18 protein-coding genes and 2 pseudogenes are annotated in these 14,569 nt (G+C 40.9%); 12 read left to right on the top strand and 8 right to left on the bottom strand.

Going from position 1 to position 14,569, the window contains the following annotated elements:
* Positions 1-238: 238 nt before the first annotated feature.
* The 3 genes and pseudogenes from CSQ79_RS28910 to CSQ79_RS14805 all read right to left on the bottom strand — a co-directional run.
* A pseudogene (locus CSQ79_RS28910) lies at positions 239-388 on the bottom strand (Uma2 family endonuclease); the annotation flags it as partial.
* A 268-nt stretch (positions 389-656) separates the two neighbouring features.
* Positions 657-881, bottom strand: a complete 225-nt coding sequence (locus CSQ79_RS27835) for a HepT-like ribonuclease domain-containing protein (protein ID WP_289501160.1) — start codon at positions 879-881, stop codon at positions 657-659.
* A gap of 110 nt (positions 882-991) precedes the next feature.
* The gene (locus CSQ79_RS14805) at positions 992-1,282 is read right to left on the bottom strand and encodes a nucleotidyltransferase family protein (protein ID WP_099701938.1); all 291 of its coding nucleotides are present in this window, start codon (positions 1,280-1,282) and stop codon (positions 992-994) included.
* Positions 1,283-1,328: 46 nt separating this feature from the next.
* Between CSQ79_RS14805 and CSQ79_RS14800 the strand changes: the two genes are divergently transcribed.
* From CSQ79_RS14800 to CSQ79_RS14780, 5 genes are all read left to right on the top strand, one after another.
* Positions 1,329-3,131 (top strand): ABC transporter substrate-binding protein, encoded by a 1,803-nt coding sequence (locus tag CSQ79_RS14800; protein WP_099701937.1) that lies wholly within the window; start codon positions 1,329-1,331, stop codon positions 3,129-3,131.
* 39 nt (positions 3,132-3,170) lie between these two features.
* Complete coding sequence (locus tag CSQ79_RS14795) at positions 3,171-3,428, top strand: ribbon-helix-helix domain-containing protein (protein WP_289501144.1); 258 nt, start codon at positions 3,171-3,173, stop codon at positions 3,426-3,428.
* Positions 3,418-3,570, top strand: a complete 153-nt coding sequence (locus CSQ79_RS27830) for a PIN domain-containing protein (RefSeq protein ID WP_289501143.1) — start codon at positions 3,418-3,420, stop codon at positions 3,568-3,570. Before CSQ79_RS14795 ends, CSQ79_RS27830 begins: the two co-directional genes overlap by 11 nt.
* Positions 3,571-3,897: 327 nt before the next feature.
* Complete coding sequence (gene larB, locus CSQ79_RS14785; protein ID WP_099701935.1) at positions 3,898-4,674, top strand: nickel pincer cofactor biosynthesis protein LarB; 777 nt, start codon at positions 3,898-3,900, stop codon at positions 4,672-4,674.
* 74 nt (positions 4,675-4,748) lie between these two features.
* Entirely contained in the window at positions 4,749-5,756 is a 1,008-nt protein-coding gene (locus CSQ79_RS14780) for an endonuclease/exonuclease/phosphatase family protein (protein ID WP_099701934.1), read from the top strand.
* Between the two features lie 90 nt (positions 5,757-5,846).
* Here CSQ79_RS14780 and CSQ79_RS14775 read toward each other — a convergent pair whose 3' ends face one another.
* Positions 5,847-6,455 (bottom strand): hypothetical protein, encoded by a 609-nt coding sequence (locus tag CSQ79_RS14775; protein ID WP_099701933.1) that lies wholly within the window; start codon positions 6,453-6,455, stop codon positions 5,847-5,849.
* Positions 6,456-6,631: 176 nt separating this feature from the next.
* On the opposite strand from CSQ79_RS14775, the gene psbP reads away from it, so the two are divergent.
* Complete coding sequence (psbP, locus tag CSQ79_RS14770; RefSeq protein ID WP_099701932.1) at positions 6,632-7,174, top strand: photosystem II reaction center PsbP; 543 nt, start codon at positions 6,632-6,634, stop codon at positions 7,172-7,174.
* 171 nt (positions 7,175-7,345) lie between these two features.
* The gene (locus tag CSQ79_RS14765; protein ID WP_099701931.1) at positions 7,346-7,930 is read left to right on the top strand and encodes a Maf family protein; all 585 of its coding nucleotides are present in this window, start codon (positions 7,346-7,348) and stop codon (positions 7,928-7,930) included.
* A gap of 2 nt (positions 7,931-7,932) precedes the next feature.
* Here the strand turns inward: CSQ79_RS14765 and CSQ79_RS14760 are convergent, their stop codons facing one another.
* Positions 7,933-8,166 (bottom strand): hypothetical protein, encoded by a 234-nt coding sequence (locus CSQ79_RS14760; RefSeq protein ID WP_099701930.1) that lies wholly within the window; start codon positions 8,164-8,166, stop codon positions 7,933-7,935.
* Positions 8,167-8,380: 214 nt separating this feature from the next.
* Between CSQ79_RS14760 and CSQ79_RS14755 the strand changes: the two genes are divergently transcribed.
* Positions 8,381-9,106 (top strand): phycocyanobilin:ferredoxin oxidoreductase, encoded by a 726-nt coding sequence (locus tag CSQ79_RS14755; RefSeq protein WP_099701929.1) that lies wholly within the window; start codon positions 8,381-8,383, stop codon positions 9,104-9,106.
* Between the two features lie 123 nt (positions 9,107-9,229).
* Here the strand turns inward: CSQ79_RS14755 and CSQ79_RS14750 are convergent, their stop codons facing one another.
* Positions 9,230-9,715, bottom strand: a complete 486-nt coding sequence (locus CSQ79_RS14750) for an allophycocyanin subunit alpha-B (protein ID WP_015187670.1) — start codon at positions 9,713-9,715, stop codon at positions 9,230-9,232.
* Positions 9,716-9,797: 82 nt separating this feature from the next.
* On the opposite strand from CSQ79_RS14750, the gene rlmD reads away from it, so the two are divergent.
* On the top strand, positions 9,798-11,195 hold the full coding sequence (rlmD, locus tag CSQ79_RS14745) for a 23S rRNA (uracil(1939)-C(5))-methyltransferase RlmD (protein ID WP_099701928.1): 1,398 nt from the start codon (positions 9,798-9,800) through the stop codon (positions 11,193-11,195).
* A gap of 35 nt (positions 11,196-11,230) precedes the next feature.
* Here the strand turns inward: rlmD and CSQ79_RS14740 are convergent.
* Positions 11,231-11,455, bottom strand: a pseudogene (locus tag CSQ79_RS14740) (Uma2 family endonuclease); the annotation flags it as partial.
* A gap of 439 nt (positions 11,456-11,894) precedes the next feature.
* Between CSQ79_RS14740 and CSQ79_RS14735 the strand changes: the two are divergent.
* Positions 11,895-12,344, top strand: coding sequence for an ATP-binding protein (locus CSQ79_RS14735; protein WP_099701927.1), 450 nt, complete (start codon positions 11,895-11,897; stop codon positions 12,342-12,344).
* Positions 12,345-12,361: 17 nt separating this feature from the next.
* On the opposite strand, the gene CSQ79_RS14730 is transcribed toward CSQ79_RS14735, so the two are convergent.
* Complete coding sequence (locus CSQ79_RS14730) at positions 12,362-12,640, bottom strand: DUF6439 family protein (protein WP_099701926.1); 279 nt, start codon at positions 12,638-12,640, stop codon at positions 12,362-12,364.
* A gap of 103 nt (positions 12,641-12,743) precedes the next feature.
* On the opposite strand from CSQ79_RS14730, the gene CSQ79_RS14725 reads away from it, so the two are divergent.
* Together CSQ79_RS14725 and asnS are read left to right on the top strand one after the other, a co-directional pair.
* The gene (locus CSQ79_RS14725) at positions 12,744-13,079 is read left to right on the top strand and encodes a sll0565 family protein (protein WP_099701925.1); all 336 of its coding nucleotides are present in this window, start codon (positions 12,744-12,746) and stop codon (positions 13,077-13,079) included.
* A gap of 88 nt (positions 13,080-13,167) precedes the next feature.
* The gene (gene asnS / locus CSQ79_RS14720; RefSeq protein ID WP_099701924.1) at positions 13,168-14,556 is read left to right on the top strand and encodes an asparagine--tRNA ligase; all 1,389 of its coding nucleotides are present in this window, start codon (positions 13,168-13,170) and stop codon (positions 14,554-14,556) included.
* The last annotated feature ends 13 nt before the right edge of the window (positions 14,557-14,569 follow it).

The following is a 14,569-nucleotide window of genomic DNA, read 5'->3' as shown; positions in this document are numbered from 1 at the left end:
TTAAAAACTAAGTCCACGGAGGTGGACTTGTGTAACAATCTATCTTTGTAAAAACTTATGAAGATAGGTTTTGTCTGCATAGCTGCGGTTTTAACCGAATCAGCTTTGTCAATTTTTGCACAAATTCAGCGTGTTCTGGAGAATTTAATCCTTGCTGTAGCACAGCTAAAACTTGAGCCATTTTTCCTTCAAGAAGTCCACTGACAGCTAACCACAGCCCAGGAAAAACGTGCGATCGCACTCCTTCGATCAGTTCTGCTTTTTTAATATCTGGAATGGCGGTATAGCGGCGTTCAAATTCGTGACGGGTTAGGCGATCGCCACTTTCTAAGGGGGGAGTAGAAATAGTTTTAGCTTGTTTGTCTTGCGTCAGTAATCGATTTATCATGTCTTACTTCTCTACAGGCTAAATAGAAATGATTTCGCCACTTACATCAACAGCTAAGTAAGTGGGTGAAAATAAACGTAATTAAAAGGTTGGTAACTGGTCATTGGTCATTGGTAGCAATTCGTTTGTGTGGCTAAATGCTAATTGCCAAGTGATAAAAGCTTTTCAAGTTCCCTATTACCCATTACCCATTACCGACCTTAACAAGTGTGATACTTAATTGTGTTCACCTACTTATGTACATACAATTCTCTAACTTTTATCAGGGTTACAGTCGTCCTAACTCTTGTAAAATCAACTCTATTTGTTTTTTGAGTATAGATAAATCTTTTTCAATAACATCCCATACTCTAATCAAACTTATTTTTAAATAATCATGAATTAAAATGTTACGGAATCCTACAATTTCACGCCAAGGTACTTCGGGATATTTTTGTTTGATATCTTCTGATATTCGTTTAGTTGCCTCTCTCATGATTTCAAAGTTGCAAATTACTGCATCCTAAATCATCACAGTTTCCGTAAATACCTCTTTCCCCTCACGTGTATATACTTCTATGCGGTTGATGCATTCAAGGATATTTTCTAAATAAACCCGCTGCTTTACAAAGGTATTGCCTCTTGTAAAACTTGTTCTCGAATGCATTGTTGCAGATTATCTGGTTCAGCTACATCTACTTTTCGCCCTAGTAACTCCTCTAGATCTATAATCAAACCTGCAGGAAACCATGGACTATGGGGACCTACATCTATTAAAAAATCTATGTCGCTATCAGCTTTATCTTCTCCGCGTGCTACTGAACCAAATACACGGACGTTATAAGCCCCGTGTTTTGCTGCAATTTGTAAAATTTCTTGCCGCTTTTCCTGAAGAAGTTCGTTAACAATTGGCATATAAGTTTTACAGTTCAATCCTTATCTAGTATTCTATTTCTTCCTTATGACTTTTTCACTTCGCCGTTGGATATTTGCTTTTTTCATAATATTCTTCTTGCTATGTCAAGTCATCTTAACGGCTTGTAATCCAGATTTGAAAGCTGAGACTGCGCGATCGCAATGGGTTGTCAGTACGTTAGGCGATCCTAAAACGTTCAACTATGCATTTAATCAAGAATTCCCTCACGTATTTTTATTTACTGCAGAAGGATTAACTTCACTCAATGCAATCACAACAGAAATTGAACCAGCATTAGCCGAAACTTGGGAAATTTCTGACGATCAAAAGCGTATAGTTTTTACACTTCGCGAAAACTTAAAATGGTCTGACGGCGAGCCATTAACCGCTGATGATGTTGTCTTTACTTATCAAGATATTATTGCTAACCCAGCAATTCCTACAGATTGGAAAGATACTTTTAAAGTAGGTGAAAGGGGAATTTTTCCTCAAGTTAATAAAATAGACGATCGCCGTGTTGAATTTCTCCTACCGGAACCTTTTGCGCCTTTTTTAAGTGCAACTACAGGCGGTGCAAGCAATCAAGTTGGAATTTTACCAAAACACGCATTATCTAAATATATTACTACTAAAGATAGTGAAGGGAAACCTCAATTTTTATCAGTATGGGGCACAAACACAGATCCTAGCCAAGTTATTGTTAATGGTCCTTACAAAATTGAAAGTTATACTCCAGGTCAACGCGTTATCTTTCGGCGTAATCCTCACTACTGGCGTAAAGATAGTCAAGGAAATCCATTACCGTACATCGATCGTGTTGTTTGGCAAATCATCGAATCAACTGATACAAGTGTTTTACAATTTCGTTCGGGAGGATTAGATAGCATTGAAGTTTCACCCGAAAACTTTTCATTGCTAAAACGCGAGGAAAAGCGGGGTAGATTTACCGTCTACAATGAAGGACCAAGATTTACTCAAACTTTTATTTCTTTTAATCTTAACAAAGGGCGCAGACAGAATGGAAATCCTGTCGTCGATCCCGTTAAATCGCGTTGGTTTAATACATTAGAATTTCGCCAGGCGATCGCCCACGCAATCGATCGTCAAACAATGCTCAATAATGCATTTCGTGGCGTTGGAATGATTCAAGATTCACCAATTTTTCCCCAAAGTCCTTATTATCTTTCACCTGAACAAGGCTTGAAAACTTACGAATACAATCAAGATAAAGCAAGAGAATTATTACTCAACGCTGGGTTTAAATATAATCCCAAAGGTCAATTACTAGATGCTGAAGGTAATCGCGTTCGTTTTTCACTCATTACAAACGCCGAGAATAGAACTCGTGTTGCCATGGGGGCACAAATTAGGCAGGATTTAAATAGAATTGGCATTCAAGTTGATTTCAATCCTATAAATTTTAATACACTTGTCGATCGCCTTTCTAATTCACTCGATTGGGAATGTCATCTTTTAGGTTTTATCTCAGGAACCATTGAACCTCACGATGGTGCAAATACTTGGCTACCTGATGGTGGATTGCATACTTTTAATCAAAAACCTTTAGCAGGACAAGAACCATTAATAGGCTGGGAAGTCGCAGATTGGGAAGCAGAAATTGGGCGACTTTACATTCAAGGAGCGCAGGAATTTGATGAAGCTAAACGTAAAGAAATTTATGCGCAAACACAACGTATTGCTCAAGAAAATTTACCTTTTATTTATTTAGTGAATCCACTCTCACTTGCTGCAATTCGCGATCGCATTCAAGGCGTTAAATACTCAGCCCTCGGTTCACTTAGCGGTACGCTGTGGAACAAGTACGAACTAAAAGTAGAAGACGACTAAATTTATAATATGATGTATACATTAGATACAATGTACATCATGAAGACAAAAATTAGAAAGCAGATTTACATTGAACCAGAACAAGAGGTGCGACTAAAACAGCTATCACAGCAAACAGGAAGTTCTGAGGCTGAAGTGATCCGTCAAGCAATCGCACAATATACTCAGGGAAGTGAAGTATTCCAGCGGGATCTGAAGTGCTGGGAGCAAGAACGTGTATTTATTGAGAACTTAATCTCGTTGGGGAAGATTACAGAATCGCGAACCTGGCGACGAGACGATTTGTATGAAAGATAGAGTTTTGGTTGATACCAATATTCTTGTCTATGCATATGATCGTTCTACACCAAAACAGCAGCAAGCATTGGAAGTATTAAACCAATTAGCAATTACAGGAAAGGGCGTACTTAGCACACAGGTTTTAGCAGAATTTTTGTAACGGTAACGCGGAAGATTCCGTCACCACTGGATGTACCTACTGCTTACGAACGAATACAAAACTATCTAAGAGCGTGGAGTGTAGTAGACATCAACGGATGGGTAATCTTAGAAGCAGTACGCGGAGTTCGCGATTACCAGTTCGGCTATTGGGATGCTCAAATCTGGGCGGTAGCACGTTTAAACCAAATAGCTTTAGTTTATAGCGAGGATTTTAACGTTGGCTCTGTAATCGAGGGAGTACAATTTGTGAATCCTTTTAACAAGTGAAGCTTTTTGTATACACTGTATCAGTATTGAGTACAATTAGTCGTGTTAGTTTTTTAAAGTGACACAACCCGAAGCTTTACGATCGCTCTTAGAATCTGTTGCTGCTGGTGAAGTTAATCCAGCAGAGGCTTTAGATAAGCTGAAACATTTAAACTATGAACCTGTAGGTGATTTTGCGCGTGTCGATCATCATCGCCGTTTACGCACAGGTTTTCCTGAAGTTATTTGGGGACTAGGTAAAACACCCGATCAGATTGCCCAAATTATGATCGCGATGCGCGATCGCGGTTCTGTCGTTATGGCGACACGGATCGAACCAGAAGTTTATGCACAACTACAAGAAAAAGTACCGAATTTGCATTACTATGCCATGGCGCGAATTTGTGCAATTGCTCCTACCATAGAACCTCAATACTCTGGTACAATTAGCATTCTTTCTGCTGGTACTGCTGATTTACCAGTAGCAGAAGAAGCTGCTGTTACTGCTGAACTTTCTGGTTTTCGCGTTCAAAGGTTATGGGATGTTGGCGTTGCTGGTATTCACCGTCTACTGAATAATCGCCATGTCATTGAATCAGCAGATGTCTTAATTGTCGTTGCAGGAATGGAAGGCGCGTTACCAAGTGTCGTTGCAGGTTTAGCCGATTGTCCTGTAATCGCAGTTCCTACCAGTATTGGTTATGGTGCGAGTTTTGGTGGATTAGCCCCCCTCTTGACAATGCTCAACTCTTGTGCTGCGGGAGTCGGAGTAGTCAATATTGATAATGGCTTTGGTGCGGCTGTATTAGCAGGGCAAATTTTGAGAACAGTGAACAAGTGGCAATCACAAAAGTAAATCTGGAATTGATTTTACGTCAGCTGTAGTAGCTAGCGGATGAGAAGGCAAACTCTACTATTCTGGAGACTTGTATGGTAAGCACCTTATCAAATTCTAGTATTCATACTGCTGATAATGACCATCTTTCCGAGTTTCTCAGTGACTTTGTTCCGGATGAGTTACAAGGAACAGATCATTTTCTAGACGTTATCACGTGGAATATCAAGTTCTTCAATACACGCGATCCTAAGCGTGTAGAACAGATTACAAATATTATGCAAGAGTTAAATGCAGATTTATTTGTACTTCAGGAAATAGAAGCAGGTTCACTCGATGGAGTTGCTCAAAGTTTAACTGAAGCAGGAGCCGGATTGTATAAAGTTGTCTATGGAACGACAGGCGGAGATCAGCGAGTCGCCTTGATGTATGACATGGAGTGGGTCAAAGCTTCTACAGATATCGCAGAAATTTTTACTGACAATCCTACAGTTGTTGTGGGGACAGGACGAGGTTCTAGTAGAAAAGCAGTTTTTCCTCGCTTACCATTGTACGGCAGCTTTGTTGTTAGAGCTATAGAGGAGCAGGAAGGGGAATTACAAGAAGATCCGTTTGATTTTGAACTGATTGGCGTACACTTAAAATCACAACGTGGTGGCGGTCGAGAACAACGTTCTGAAGCTGCAAGACTTTTAGCAGATTGGCTGCTAATGGAAGCTACCGATGAGGATGTCATCATAGCAGGTGATTGGAATGCTCCAGCCGATCGCCCAGAATGGGAAGCAATTCAAGAATTAGAAGAACAAAAAATTCTGAAATTTGCAGGGTTTAATGACAATGGTGAAGGTAGTCATTTACGAGTTGGTGGGCAAAGATCTCGTTTAGACTTTATTGCGGTTACTCACGCGATCGCTGATGCAATCGAAGAAAAATCGGCAGATGAAAATAATGCTTTAGGAAAATCAGTCGTCATTGAGTGGAATGCACTACTCAAAAATCAACGAGGACAGCGAACGAGAAAACTTCTAGAACAAATTATTGGTACTATCAGCGATCATCTTCCTGTACTAACACGATTTTACTTTACAGATAAAGACGAATAAGTTACTGATGGATAGTGAAGAGTGACCAGTTGCTCTTCACTCATTACTTTAATTGTCAGTAATTAACCAAATTTAACATCATTACAAATATTACTTAATAACTAAAGATAACCAGTGGGGATAAGCATAAGAGTCTTTAACTTCAAGCTTCTGATATAGATTGCTTTGAAGTATCCTACTAGCTGGTTCTTTAAGATTTTCTAAGGTGCGATCGCTTTTGCTATAAGCTTCAAAAGCTAAACTCCACCACACATTACCATTAACTTCTAATTCGGTGAGTTCTACATTACAGCCTTCTTCATTTTCGTCTCCCGCTTTTACACTGATTAATTGCTCAGCAAGACTTTTATATGTACGCTGAGTGCGTTTTTTCTTGACACTTACCCAAAATTTACCTGTCACCTCGTTTGGTTGAAAGCATTCATTACTAAGATCTTCACACAGCCACTTTGTCCACGTTTCAGCTTTACCTGTAGCTTTACCGAACTGTAAATCACCTAATTCGGCTTTGCGCCATTTAATTTCTAATCTTCCCTGTCGCAGTTTAATTCCCACAAAATCACTGTCAGGAACATATAAATAAATATCCTCGCGTTCCTCTGCTGATGCTAATCCAAGTTGATCTTGCTCAAACCACTGTAAGACCACTTCCGGTAGTTTACCAGGATAAAACCAGCGTATTTCTGCCGTTGTCAGCATATAACTGTTCCTAATTAGTTTTCATCTCATCTTGACAAGTCACACTCATCAAAGCGAGTATCCCAAGGTGGGATAATTGAAATCGCATTGGTTTATGCTTTGCTTATCGCTACCGAAAAGAGTGTATTTTTGCTACCTAAATCCAATCAACTAATCGCTAAAAATCTTAGAGAAAAATGTTAAGACGACTGTTAGTCATTTTGTTAATTGCTGTTAGCGTTGGTCTAACAAGCTGTACATCCGCCGTTTCTGGCTTGAAAAGTTATGTTGATAGCATCGATGGTTATGAGTTTTTGTATCCGAATGGCTGGGTTCCTGTTAGTGTATCGAATGGTCCTGATGTTGTACTTCACGATTTAATTGAAACAACTGAAAATGTTTCTGTCGTTGTCAGTGATGTTCCTGAAGGCAAAACCTTAGCTGATTTGGGAAACCCCAGCGAAGTAGGTTATAAACTCGGTAAAAGTGCAATCGCCCCTGTTGACTCTGGGCGAGAAGCTGAGTTAGTTAATGCTGCAAAATTAGAAACAGAGACAAAAACCTATTACCTTCTAGAGTACACAGTTAAACTACCCAATCAACAGCAACGCCATAACCTAGCTAGTGTTGCCGTCAGTCGTGGTAAGCTATTCACTTTCAATGCCTCTACCCCCGAACGACGTTGGACAAAAGTTAAGCCTACACTAGATGCAGTCGTCAAATCTTTTACAGTTTATTAGTAAACCACAACAAGCACTTAAGGACTGAGAACCAGCAGCGCAAGAAGAAGACACCCTTCACTTTCAAACCCTTTCATAAATGTAGCTTGCGCAAATCAACAAAGCGTCATCATAAAGTTACTTTAGCAAATCCCCGACCTCTGACCTGTGACCTCTGACCTCTTCTCAGCTATGCAATTTATTCTTGCGTCTGCTTCCCCAGCGCGACGTCGTCTGTTACAAAGTGTGGGCATTGATCCTATAGTTTCCCCAAGTAACTTCGACGAATCTCAAATTCAAGAACGCGATCCGCGGTTGTTAGTCAAAACTTTAGCCCGCAGTAAAGCTGAAACGGTTGCACCTCAATTTGATTCTGCGCTGATTATGGGGTGCGATTCTGTTTTATCAATTAACGGAGAGATTCACGGTAAACCTGCTAATACTGAAGAAGCGATCGCCCGTTGGCAGAAAATGCGGGGTAATGTTGGTGAACTTTATACAGGTCATGCTCTCATTGACCTACAACAACAGCATACCTTGGTACGCTGCCAAGTCACGCGAGTTTACTTTGCCAATGCTAGCGATCGTCAAATTGAAGCTTATGTAGCGACAGGAGAACCTCTTAAGTGTGCGGGAGGTTTTGCATTAGAAGGCAAAGGGGGATTATTTATAGAGAAGTTAGAGGGCTGTCACACAAATGTGATTGGTTTGAGTTTACCGCTACTGCGCCAGATGTTGAGCGATCTTAGCTACGATATTACAGATTTTTGGCTTTAGGGTCATGCGCAAAACTGATGTGCGTGGAGAGTAACTTCTCCATGTTGGGGAACCCACGCTACCCATTTATCATGCGACAACTGACACAATAGCAGCGCTTCATCGTGACTATAATCGCTAGGAAGTTCTCGTAGCTGTACCCAACTATTTGCTGTAAATTCCGGCTGTACTTTATTTAGAAAAGGTTTGATATTCCAAATTGGTGCGTCTGTAATTTTATGGACATCAAGCTTCATTACTGTTTCCTATATAAACAATTAGCATTTAGCAATTGGCAATTAGCTCAGCACTATTTATGCCAATGCAAATATTTTATATATTTTCTGTAACTTATGCTACAAAAATTTAGTAGCTTTGAGCAAGGAGTTGTTTCATAAATTTACTTTTGTGCGAGCAGTACTACTGCTAGCGGTAATCTAGTTAAAACAACCAGTTCACAAGTGTTGTTTTATGACATCCAGTACCTACTCACTACGATCGCAACAACATCCTCTAATTCGTCAATTGGCTGATAGTATCGAGTCAATTTGGCAGCGCCTAGAACTTTCTCCTTATCAGTTACCACACGAGTTTGGGTATGTAGAAGGAAAATTAGAAGGAGAAAAACTCACCATCGAGAATCGCTGCTATCAAACGCCGCAGTTTCGCAAAATGCACCTCGAACTTGCCAAAGTAGGGACAACGCTGGATATCTTGCATTGCGTCATGTTCCCTCGCCCCGAATACAATTTACCGATGTTTGGTTGCGACTTAGTCGGCGGTAGAGGGCAAATTAGTGCAGCGATCGCAGATCTATCTCCTGTTTGCGAGAGTAGCTTACCTGATACCTATACTCAAGCATTAGCAGCACTTCCAGCACCCAATTTTTCACAACCCAGAGATCTTCCAGAGTGGGGTCATATTTTCTCTAAATTTTGTTTATTCGTTCGTCCTCACGGTGAAGAAGAAGCATTATTTCTCCAGCAAGTGCAAAACTATCTAGAAATTCACGTTACACAGGCGATCGCTGCTCAGCCTGTATCTGCAGCACAACAGGCACAAATTTTAGCAGGTCAACGCAATTACTGTACCCAACAACAGCAAAACGACAAAACCCGCCGCGTTCTCGAAAAAGCTTTTGGTAAAGAATGGGCAGATCGTTATATGACTACAGTGTTATTTGACTACATTGAGTAAATCAAAACAGTCCCCACCACCTGCGATCGCCCTAACAAAAATGCTAGCAACAGTCGTAGACAGTGGGGCGTTGAGAGCTATTAGCTAATTGCCAACCGCTAAATGCTAATCGCTTTTATGAGACTAAGACATAGCTTGAATAATATAATCAAAGTAGGGTGCAGCTTCAGCAGCATCTTCAGAACTTAATAAGCCCAAAGATGCTTCCTTAAGACAACGAATTGATTCAACCATTCCTGGTACTGGTACACCGAGCGAATTATACATTTCTCGAACACCAATCAAACCAATTTTTTCAATTGGTTCTTTATCGCCAGAAAGCACACCGTAAGTAATCAAGCGCAAGTACCAACCGTAGTCGCGCAGACACAAAGCCCGTTGGCGTTCGCCATAAGCATTTCCACCAGGGGCAATAAAATCTGGGCGTTTCTGCCAAAGTTGTTTACTGGCTTGCTGTACGATTTTCTTTTCGTTTTCTGCTAGCGTACTAGCAATACGCATCCGTTGTTCGCCGGTTTGCAAAAAATCTTTGATGTTTTTTAGTTCGCCGCTGCTAGGATAACGCAGTTCATCATCGGCTTTGAGGATCACGTTGCTAACTATGCTCATGATTAAGGGTATCTCAAAGATCAAAAGAATATCACTTGTAGTTTAACGAGTCAGTGGCACTCAAAGAAAGAGAGAGAATACTGTGTCTTTAACAGAATTATCTAATATCGATGCTCAAAATCAGTCAAAAAATTTATGGCAACAGGGAAATTTAGTCGAAGTTGTCATTGATGACTTGAGCGATACTGGCGATGGAGTAGGGCGATTTGGCGATCGCGTTGTCTTTGTTCCTGATACTGTACCAGGCGATCGCGCCCTAGTACGACTTACTTATACTAAACCCCAATTCGCTCGTGCCAAGCTTTATCAGTTACTCGCATCGTCTCCACACCGCATTCGTCCGAGTTGTATTGTTGCTGATAAGTGTGGTGGTTGTCAGTGGCAACATATCAATTATGAATATCAGTTAGAAGCAAAGCGAAATTTAGTGATTCAAGCTTTGCAACGCATTGGCGGTTTTAGCAATCCTCTTGTTAATTCTGTTCTCGCTGCACCTTCAGCGTTAAGCTATCGTAACAAAGCGACATATCCTTTAGGAATTTCAGCCACAGGACAAGTTCAAGCTGGTTACTATCAAAAAAACACTCATCAATTAATTAATCTTAATCAATGTCCAGTACAAGACTCGCGATTAAATCCGCTACTGCGTGAAGTCAAGCAAGATATTCAAAACCAGAAGTGGCAAATCTACGATGAAAAACACCACAAAGGGCAAATTCGTCACTTAGCTTTGCGGATTGGGCGTTGCACTGGAGAAATGCTGTTGACATTGGTAGTTAAAGATTGGATACCAGAAATTACAGATCAAGCTCAAGAGTGGTTAAAACGCTACCCACGGTTAGTCGGAGTAGCCCTCAATCGCAACAGCGATCGCACCAACGCCATTTTTGGGCAAGAAACTCGGTGTATTGCCGGAAAAGCTTACTTAATTGAAGAATTTGCCGGACTACAATTTCAAGTCCGCCCAGAGACATTTTTTCAAGTGAATACCGAAGTCGCAGAAGCTTTGCTACAAGAAATTAGTCAGCAACTCAATTTACAAGGACATGAAATATTACTCGATGCCTATTGTGGGATTGGTACGCTTACTTTACCTCTAGCACCACAAGTTAGACAAGCCATTGGTTTAGAATTGCAACCAACATCAGTACAGCAAGCACAACACAACGCAAATTTAAATCACATCAAGAATGTCAGTTTTCAAGTGGGCGCAGTTGAAAAATTGCTACCACAACTAGAAATTACCCCTGATATTGTTTTCCTCGATCCTCCGCGCAAAGGATGCGATCGCACTGTCATTGAAACTTTACTGCAAGTGCAACCATCACAAATTGTCTACGTTAGCTGTAAAGTCGCTACTCTCGCCCGCGATCTCAAGTTACTGTGTCAAAAAGGCTATGATCTCGTTCGAGTACAACCTGCTGATTTCTTCCCGCAGACATCGCACGTAGAATGTGCCGCCTTCCTTGTCAGTAGTTAGTTGATAGTAGCTAGCAACTAGTCAATAGTCACTTTTTCTTCAAGTAAGATTTTTACGATATCTCCTACAAGCCCCTTTATCACTTCATGTTCTGGCAGCGGTGTCATAATCTCTAAAGTGCCTTGGCTGTAGGCAATTCGCGAGCTACGATGTTCGCCTAACTCTGCTATAATGTCCTCAAATTGCTGCCAGTCTACATTTTGCAACACGATGCGTTGTCCTGGTAAAACGTCAATTTGACTGAGTTGCAGCATTACCATAATTTACAATTATCAGCAATTGTGTTTTATTGAATCATATTGTCAGTTGCGATCGCACATACCAATGCTTTAAGTATTGTTTCTAAGCATATAAATGTTAGAATAAATATAAACCTGCATTTTTTTTAGCTAGAAAAACGGGTTACAGGTATATCAACAGGTAAGCCGGCTTAGGTTGGGCTTCTGTGTTTATAGATTGGCAGAAAAGGCGAGGAATCTATGCTTTTAAGGGCTGAAAGCTTGATACAACTAAATGACTGCACAATCATATTTATCACAATAGACTATAGCATCAGATCACAAACTGCATTTCTCTGAAATGTTCCAATTTTTTTGATATCTATTTTATTTTTGCTCAAAGTGAATTGGATATAAGTAACTAAAATCAGCAAAAAATCAGCCGATATTTACTAGCTAAAAGTTACGAGGTTTTTGATCTGTGATTACTATTTCACCTCGTCCACTAGGACGTCCCTGGGGTACAATTAGCTTTGCCTCAACTCTTTATCTTTGTCCAATCTTGGACTTACTTTTAGCAGAGGTTCCCTGTAGATGGCAAGCTGAACTGCGCTTAGGACTTCAAGAAGCATTAGTCAACGCAGCAAAGCACGGAAACAACCTCGATCCCAGCAAGTTAGTTATCGTTAAATTCAAGATAGAAGACGACCACTATTGGTGGTTGATTTCCGATGAAGGTTGTGGGTTTACTCCCCCCTGTGAGTGTAATGGCAACCCTCATGAATACCTACCCTCCGAAGAATCAGAAAATGGTCGGGGGCTGTGTATTCTCCACAAAATTTTTGATCGGGTACATTGGAACGCCAATGGAACAGAATTAAGACTCGGCAAACACTTTAATAATCGCTTTCGCCTACCGCTATTACACTAGCACCTCGCTCCACGCTCCTACTCTCTATTATGTCCATGTGTAGGGCAAGGTGGTGCCGAAATCGAACGATCTAACCAGCCAGATGCTTGCTGTAATCGTTGTAAAGCTTCTTCGGGTTGATCCTTGAGCAGAAATATAATTGCTGCCGCAGCTTGTTCACTCGCACGTACTTTGCGGTTAGACTTTAATCGATGCCAGTCTTGGGGAGATATCGCGAGTTTTGCCATTAAAGCTTGAGCTAATTCTAAAGTGCTAAGGTCTTGAACAGAATTCTTGTTCTGGTTAGCTTGCAACATAGTTACGAAAAAATCATTTTACTTATTCTTACCTATAATCTTGGATGCATACCAGTTGCTCTGAGGTTTGCAATATAGGATACACAAATATTAAATATTTCATATGGCGCAGTCGCCCCCAGATCCATTATCAAGTGAAATAGAGCGATCGCTTGCAGAAATAGAGCGATCGCTCGTTGCATTAAAACAACGCTACAGCCAAGTGCAAAACGACTTACACCGTCAAGCAACACTTCAGCAGCGCCAAAAAGAACTTGGTAGAACAAAAGAATTTCCAGATGAACTAAACCGCATCAAAGCCGAACTTGAAGAAATCGAAGTGAATTTAGAAAGTCAATTGTTTTCTTGGGGAAGCCTAAGAGAACCATTTTGGCAAGCTGTACGCTTTGGTGGTTTAGGAATACTCATCGGGTGGATGTTACGATCCTGTGTAGGGTAGTGACGTAGGCTTCGCGCCTGCCAGCGTCTAGGAAACTATAATAATCTTTACATTTGCCATTGTTGCTGCGCAAGGATTGCTTCTATTCATGCACAAACGGATTATAGATATTTTGCGGCACGGTCAACCGGATGAGACTGTATCAATTCAAGGTTGGGTACGGACAAAACGCGATCTCAAGGGATTTGCTTTCATTGAAGTTAACGATGGTTCTTCTTTAGCTAGCCTGCAAGTCGTACTCAATGCTGAAATGCCAGAATACGAGTCTCTGTTAAAGCAAACAAATACTGGATCATCTGTTGAAGTTACCGGAAAACTTGTTGCTTCGCAAGGTAAGGGACAACGCATAGAACTACAAGCCCAAAGCGTGAAAGTTTACGGGGAAGCTGATCCCGAAACATATCCCCTGCAAAAGAAACGTCATTCGTTTGAATTTTTACGCACCATTGGACATTTGCGATCGCGTACTAATTCTTTAGGTGCAGTTTTTCGCGTACGTAATGCTTGTGCAACCGCTGTGCATCAATTCTTTCAAGAACGCGGCTTTTTGTGGGTACATACGCCAATTATCACGCGTAACGATTGTGAAGGTGCAGGAGAATTATTTACTGTCACAGGCTTTGATCTCAAAGATGTTCCGCGCACAGAAACTCAAGATGTTGATTATAGCCAAGATTTTTTCGGTGGCAAGGCATATCTTACCGTGAGTGGGCAACTCGAAGCCGAAGTCATGGCAATGGCATTTAGTAATGTTTACACATTTGGTCCCACTTTCCGCGCCGAAAACTCTAATACATCGCGCCATTTAGCCGAATTTTGGATGATTGAGCCTGAAATGGCATTTTGCGATCTTCAGGGAAACATGGATTTAGCTGAGGCGTTTCTCAAGCATATCTTCAAATATGTGTTAGAGACTTGCCCCGAAGATATGGAGTTCTTTAACCAACGAATTGATAACTCAGTCATTGCAACGGCTGAGAATATTATTAATAACCAGTTTGAGCGAATTACTTATACAGAAGCGATCGCACTTTTAGAAAAATCCAATGCACAGTTCGAGTATCCTGTCAAGTGGGGCTTAGATTTACAATCAGAACACGAGCGTTATTTAGCAGAACAGTTATTTAAAAAACCTGTGATTGTTTCTGACTATCCCGTGGAGATTAAAGCATTTTATATGCGGCTCAACGACGATCAAAAAACCGTTGCAGCAATGGATATTCTTGCACCTAAGATTGGGGAGATTGTCGGCGGTTCGCAACGGGAAGAAAGATTAGACGTACTAGAGCGTAGAATTCAAGCTCAAGGTATGAATCCTGCTGATTTGTGGTGGTATTTAGATTTACGCCGTTATGGTACAGTGCCTCACGCAGGTTTTGGCTTAGGGTTTGAACGCTTGGTGCAATTTATGACAGGTATGGGTAATATCCGCGATGTGATTCCTTTCCCGCGATCGCCATTAAGTGCAGAGTTTTAACATAGGAGGTAAA

The sequence above is a fragment of the Gloeocapsopsis sp. IPPAS B-1203 genome (genome assembly GCF_002749975.1).
Classification (GTDB): Bacteria; Cyanobacteriota; Cyanobacteriia; order Cyanobacteriales; family Chroococcidiopsidaceae; genus Gloeocapsopsis.
The sequence above is the reverse complement of the archived record's forward strand: the minus strand, read 5'-3'. Positions and strand labels throughout refer to the sequence as shown.

Coding starts and splice junctions, on each gene's coding strand:
- CSQ79_RS27830 (WP_289501143.1), top strand. CDS start 3,418: ATGAAAGATAGAGTTTTGGTTGATACCAATATTCTTGTCTATGCATAT.
- CSQ79_RS14765 (WP_099701931.1), top strand. CDS start 7,346: ATGCAATTTATTCTTGCGTCTGCTTCCCCAGCGCGACGTCGTCTGTTA.
- CSQ79_RS14755 (WP_099701929.1), top strand. CDS start 8,381: ATGACATCCAGTACCTACTCACTACGATCGCAACAACATCCTCTAATT.
- asnS (WP_099701924.1), top strand. CDS start 13,168: ATGCACAAACGGATTATAGATATTTTGCGGCACGGTCAACCGGATGAG.
- CSQ79_RS14805 (WP_099701938.1), bottom strand. CDS start 1,282: ATGCCAATTGTTAACGAACTTCTTCAGGAAAAGCGGCAAGAAATTTTA.
- psbP (WP_099701932.1), top strand. CDS start 6,632: ATGTTAAGACGACTGTTAGTCATTTTGTTAATTGCTGTTAGCGTTGGT.
- CSQ79_RS14750 (WP_015187670.1), bottom strand. CDS start 9,715: ATGAGCATAGTTAGCAACGTGATCCTCAAAGCCGATGATGAACTGCGT.
- CSQ79_RS14780 (WP_099701934.1), top strand. CDS start 4,749: ATGGTAAGCACCTTATCAAATTCTAGTATTCATACTGCTGATAATGAC.
- CSQ79_RS14760 (WP_099701930.1), bottom strand. CDS start 8,166: ATGAAGCTTGATGTCCATAAAATTACAGACGCACCAATTTGGAATATC.
- CSQ79_RS14795 (WP_289501144.1), top strand. CDS start 3,171: ATGAAGACAAAAATTAGAAAGCAGATTTACATTGAACCAGAACAAGAG.
- CSQ79_RS14730 (WP_099701926.1), bottom strand. CDS start 12,640: ATGTTGCAAGCTAACCAGAACAAGAATTCTGTTCAAGACCTTAGCACT.
- CSQ79_RS14725 (WP_099701925.1), top strand. CDS start 12,744: ATGGCGCAGTCGCCCCCAGATCCATTATCAAGTGAAATAGAGCGATCG.
- CSQ79_RS14775 (WP_099701933.1), bottom strand. CDS start 6,455: ATGCTGACAACGGCAGAAATACGCTGGTTTTATCCTGGTAAACTACCG.
- CSQ79_RS14800 (WP_099701937.1), top strand. CDS start 1,329: ATGACTTTTTCACTTCGCCGTTGGATATTTGCTTTTTTCATAATATTC.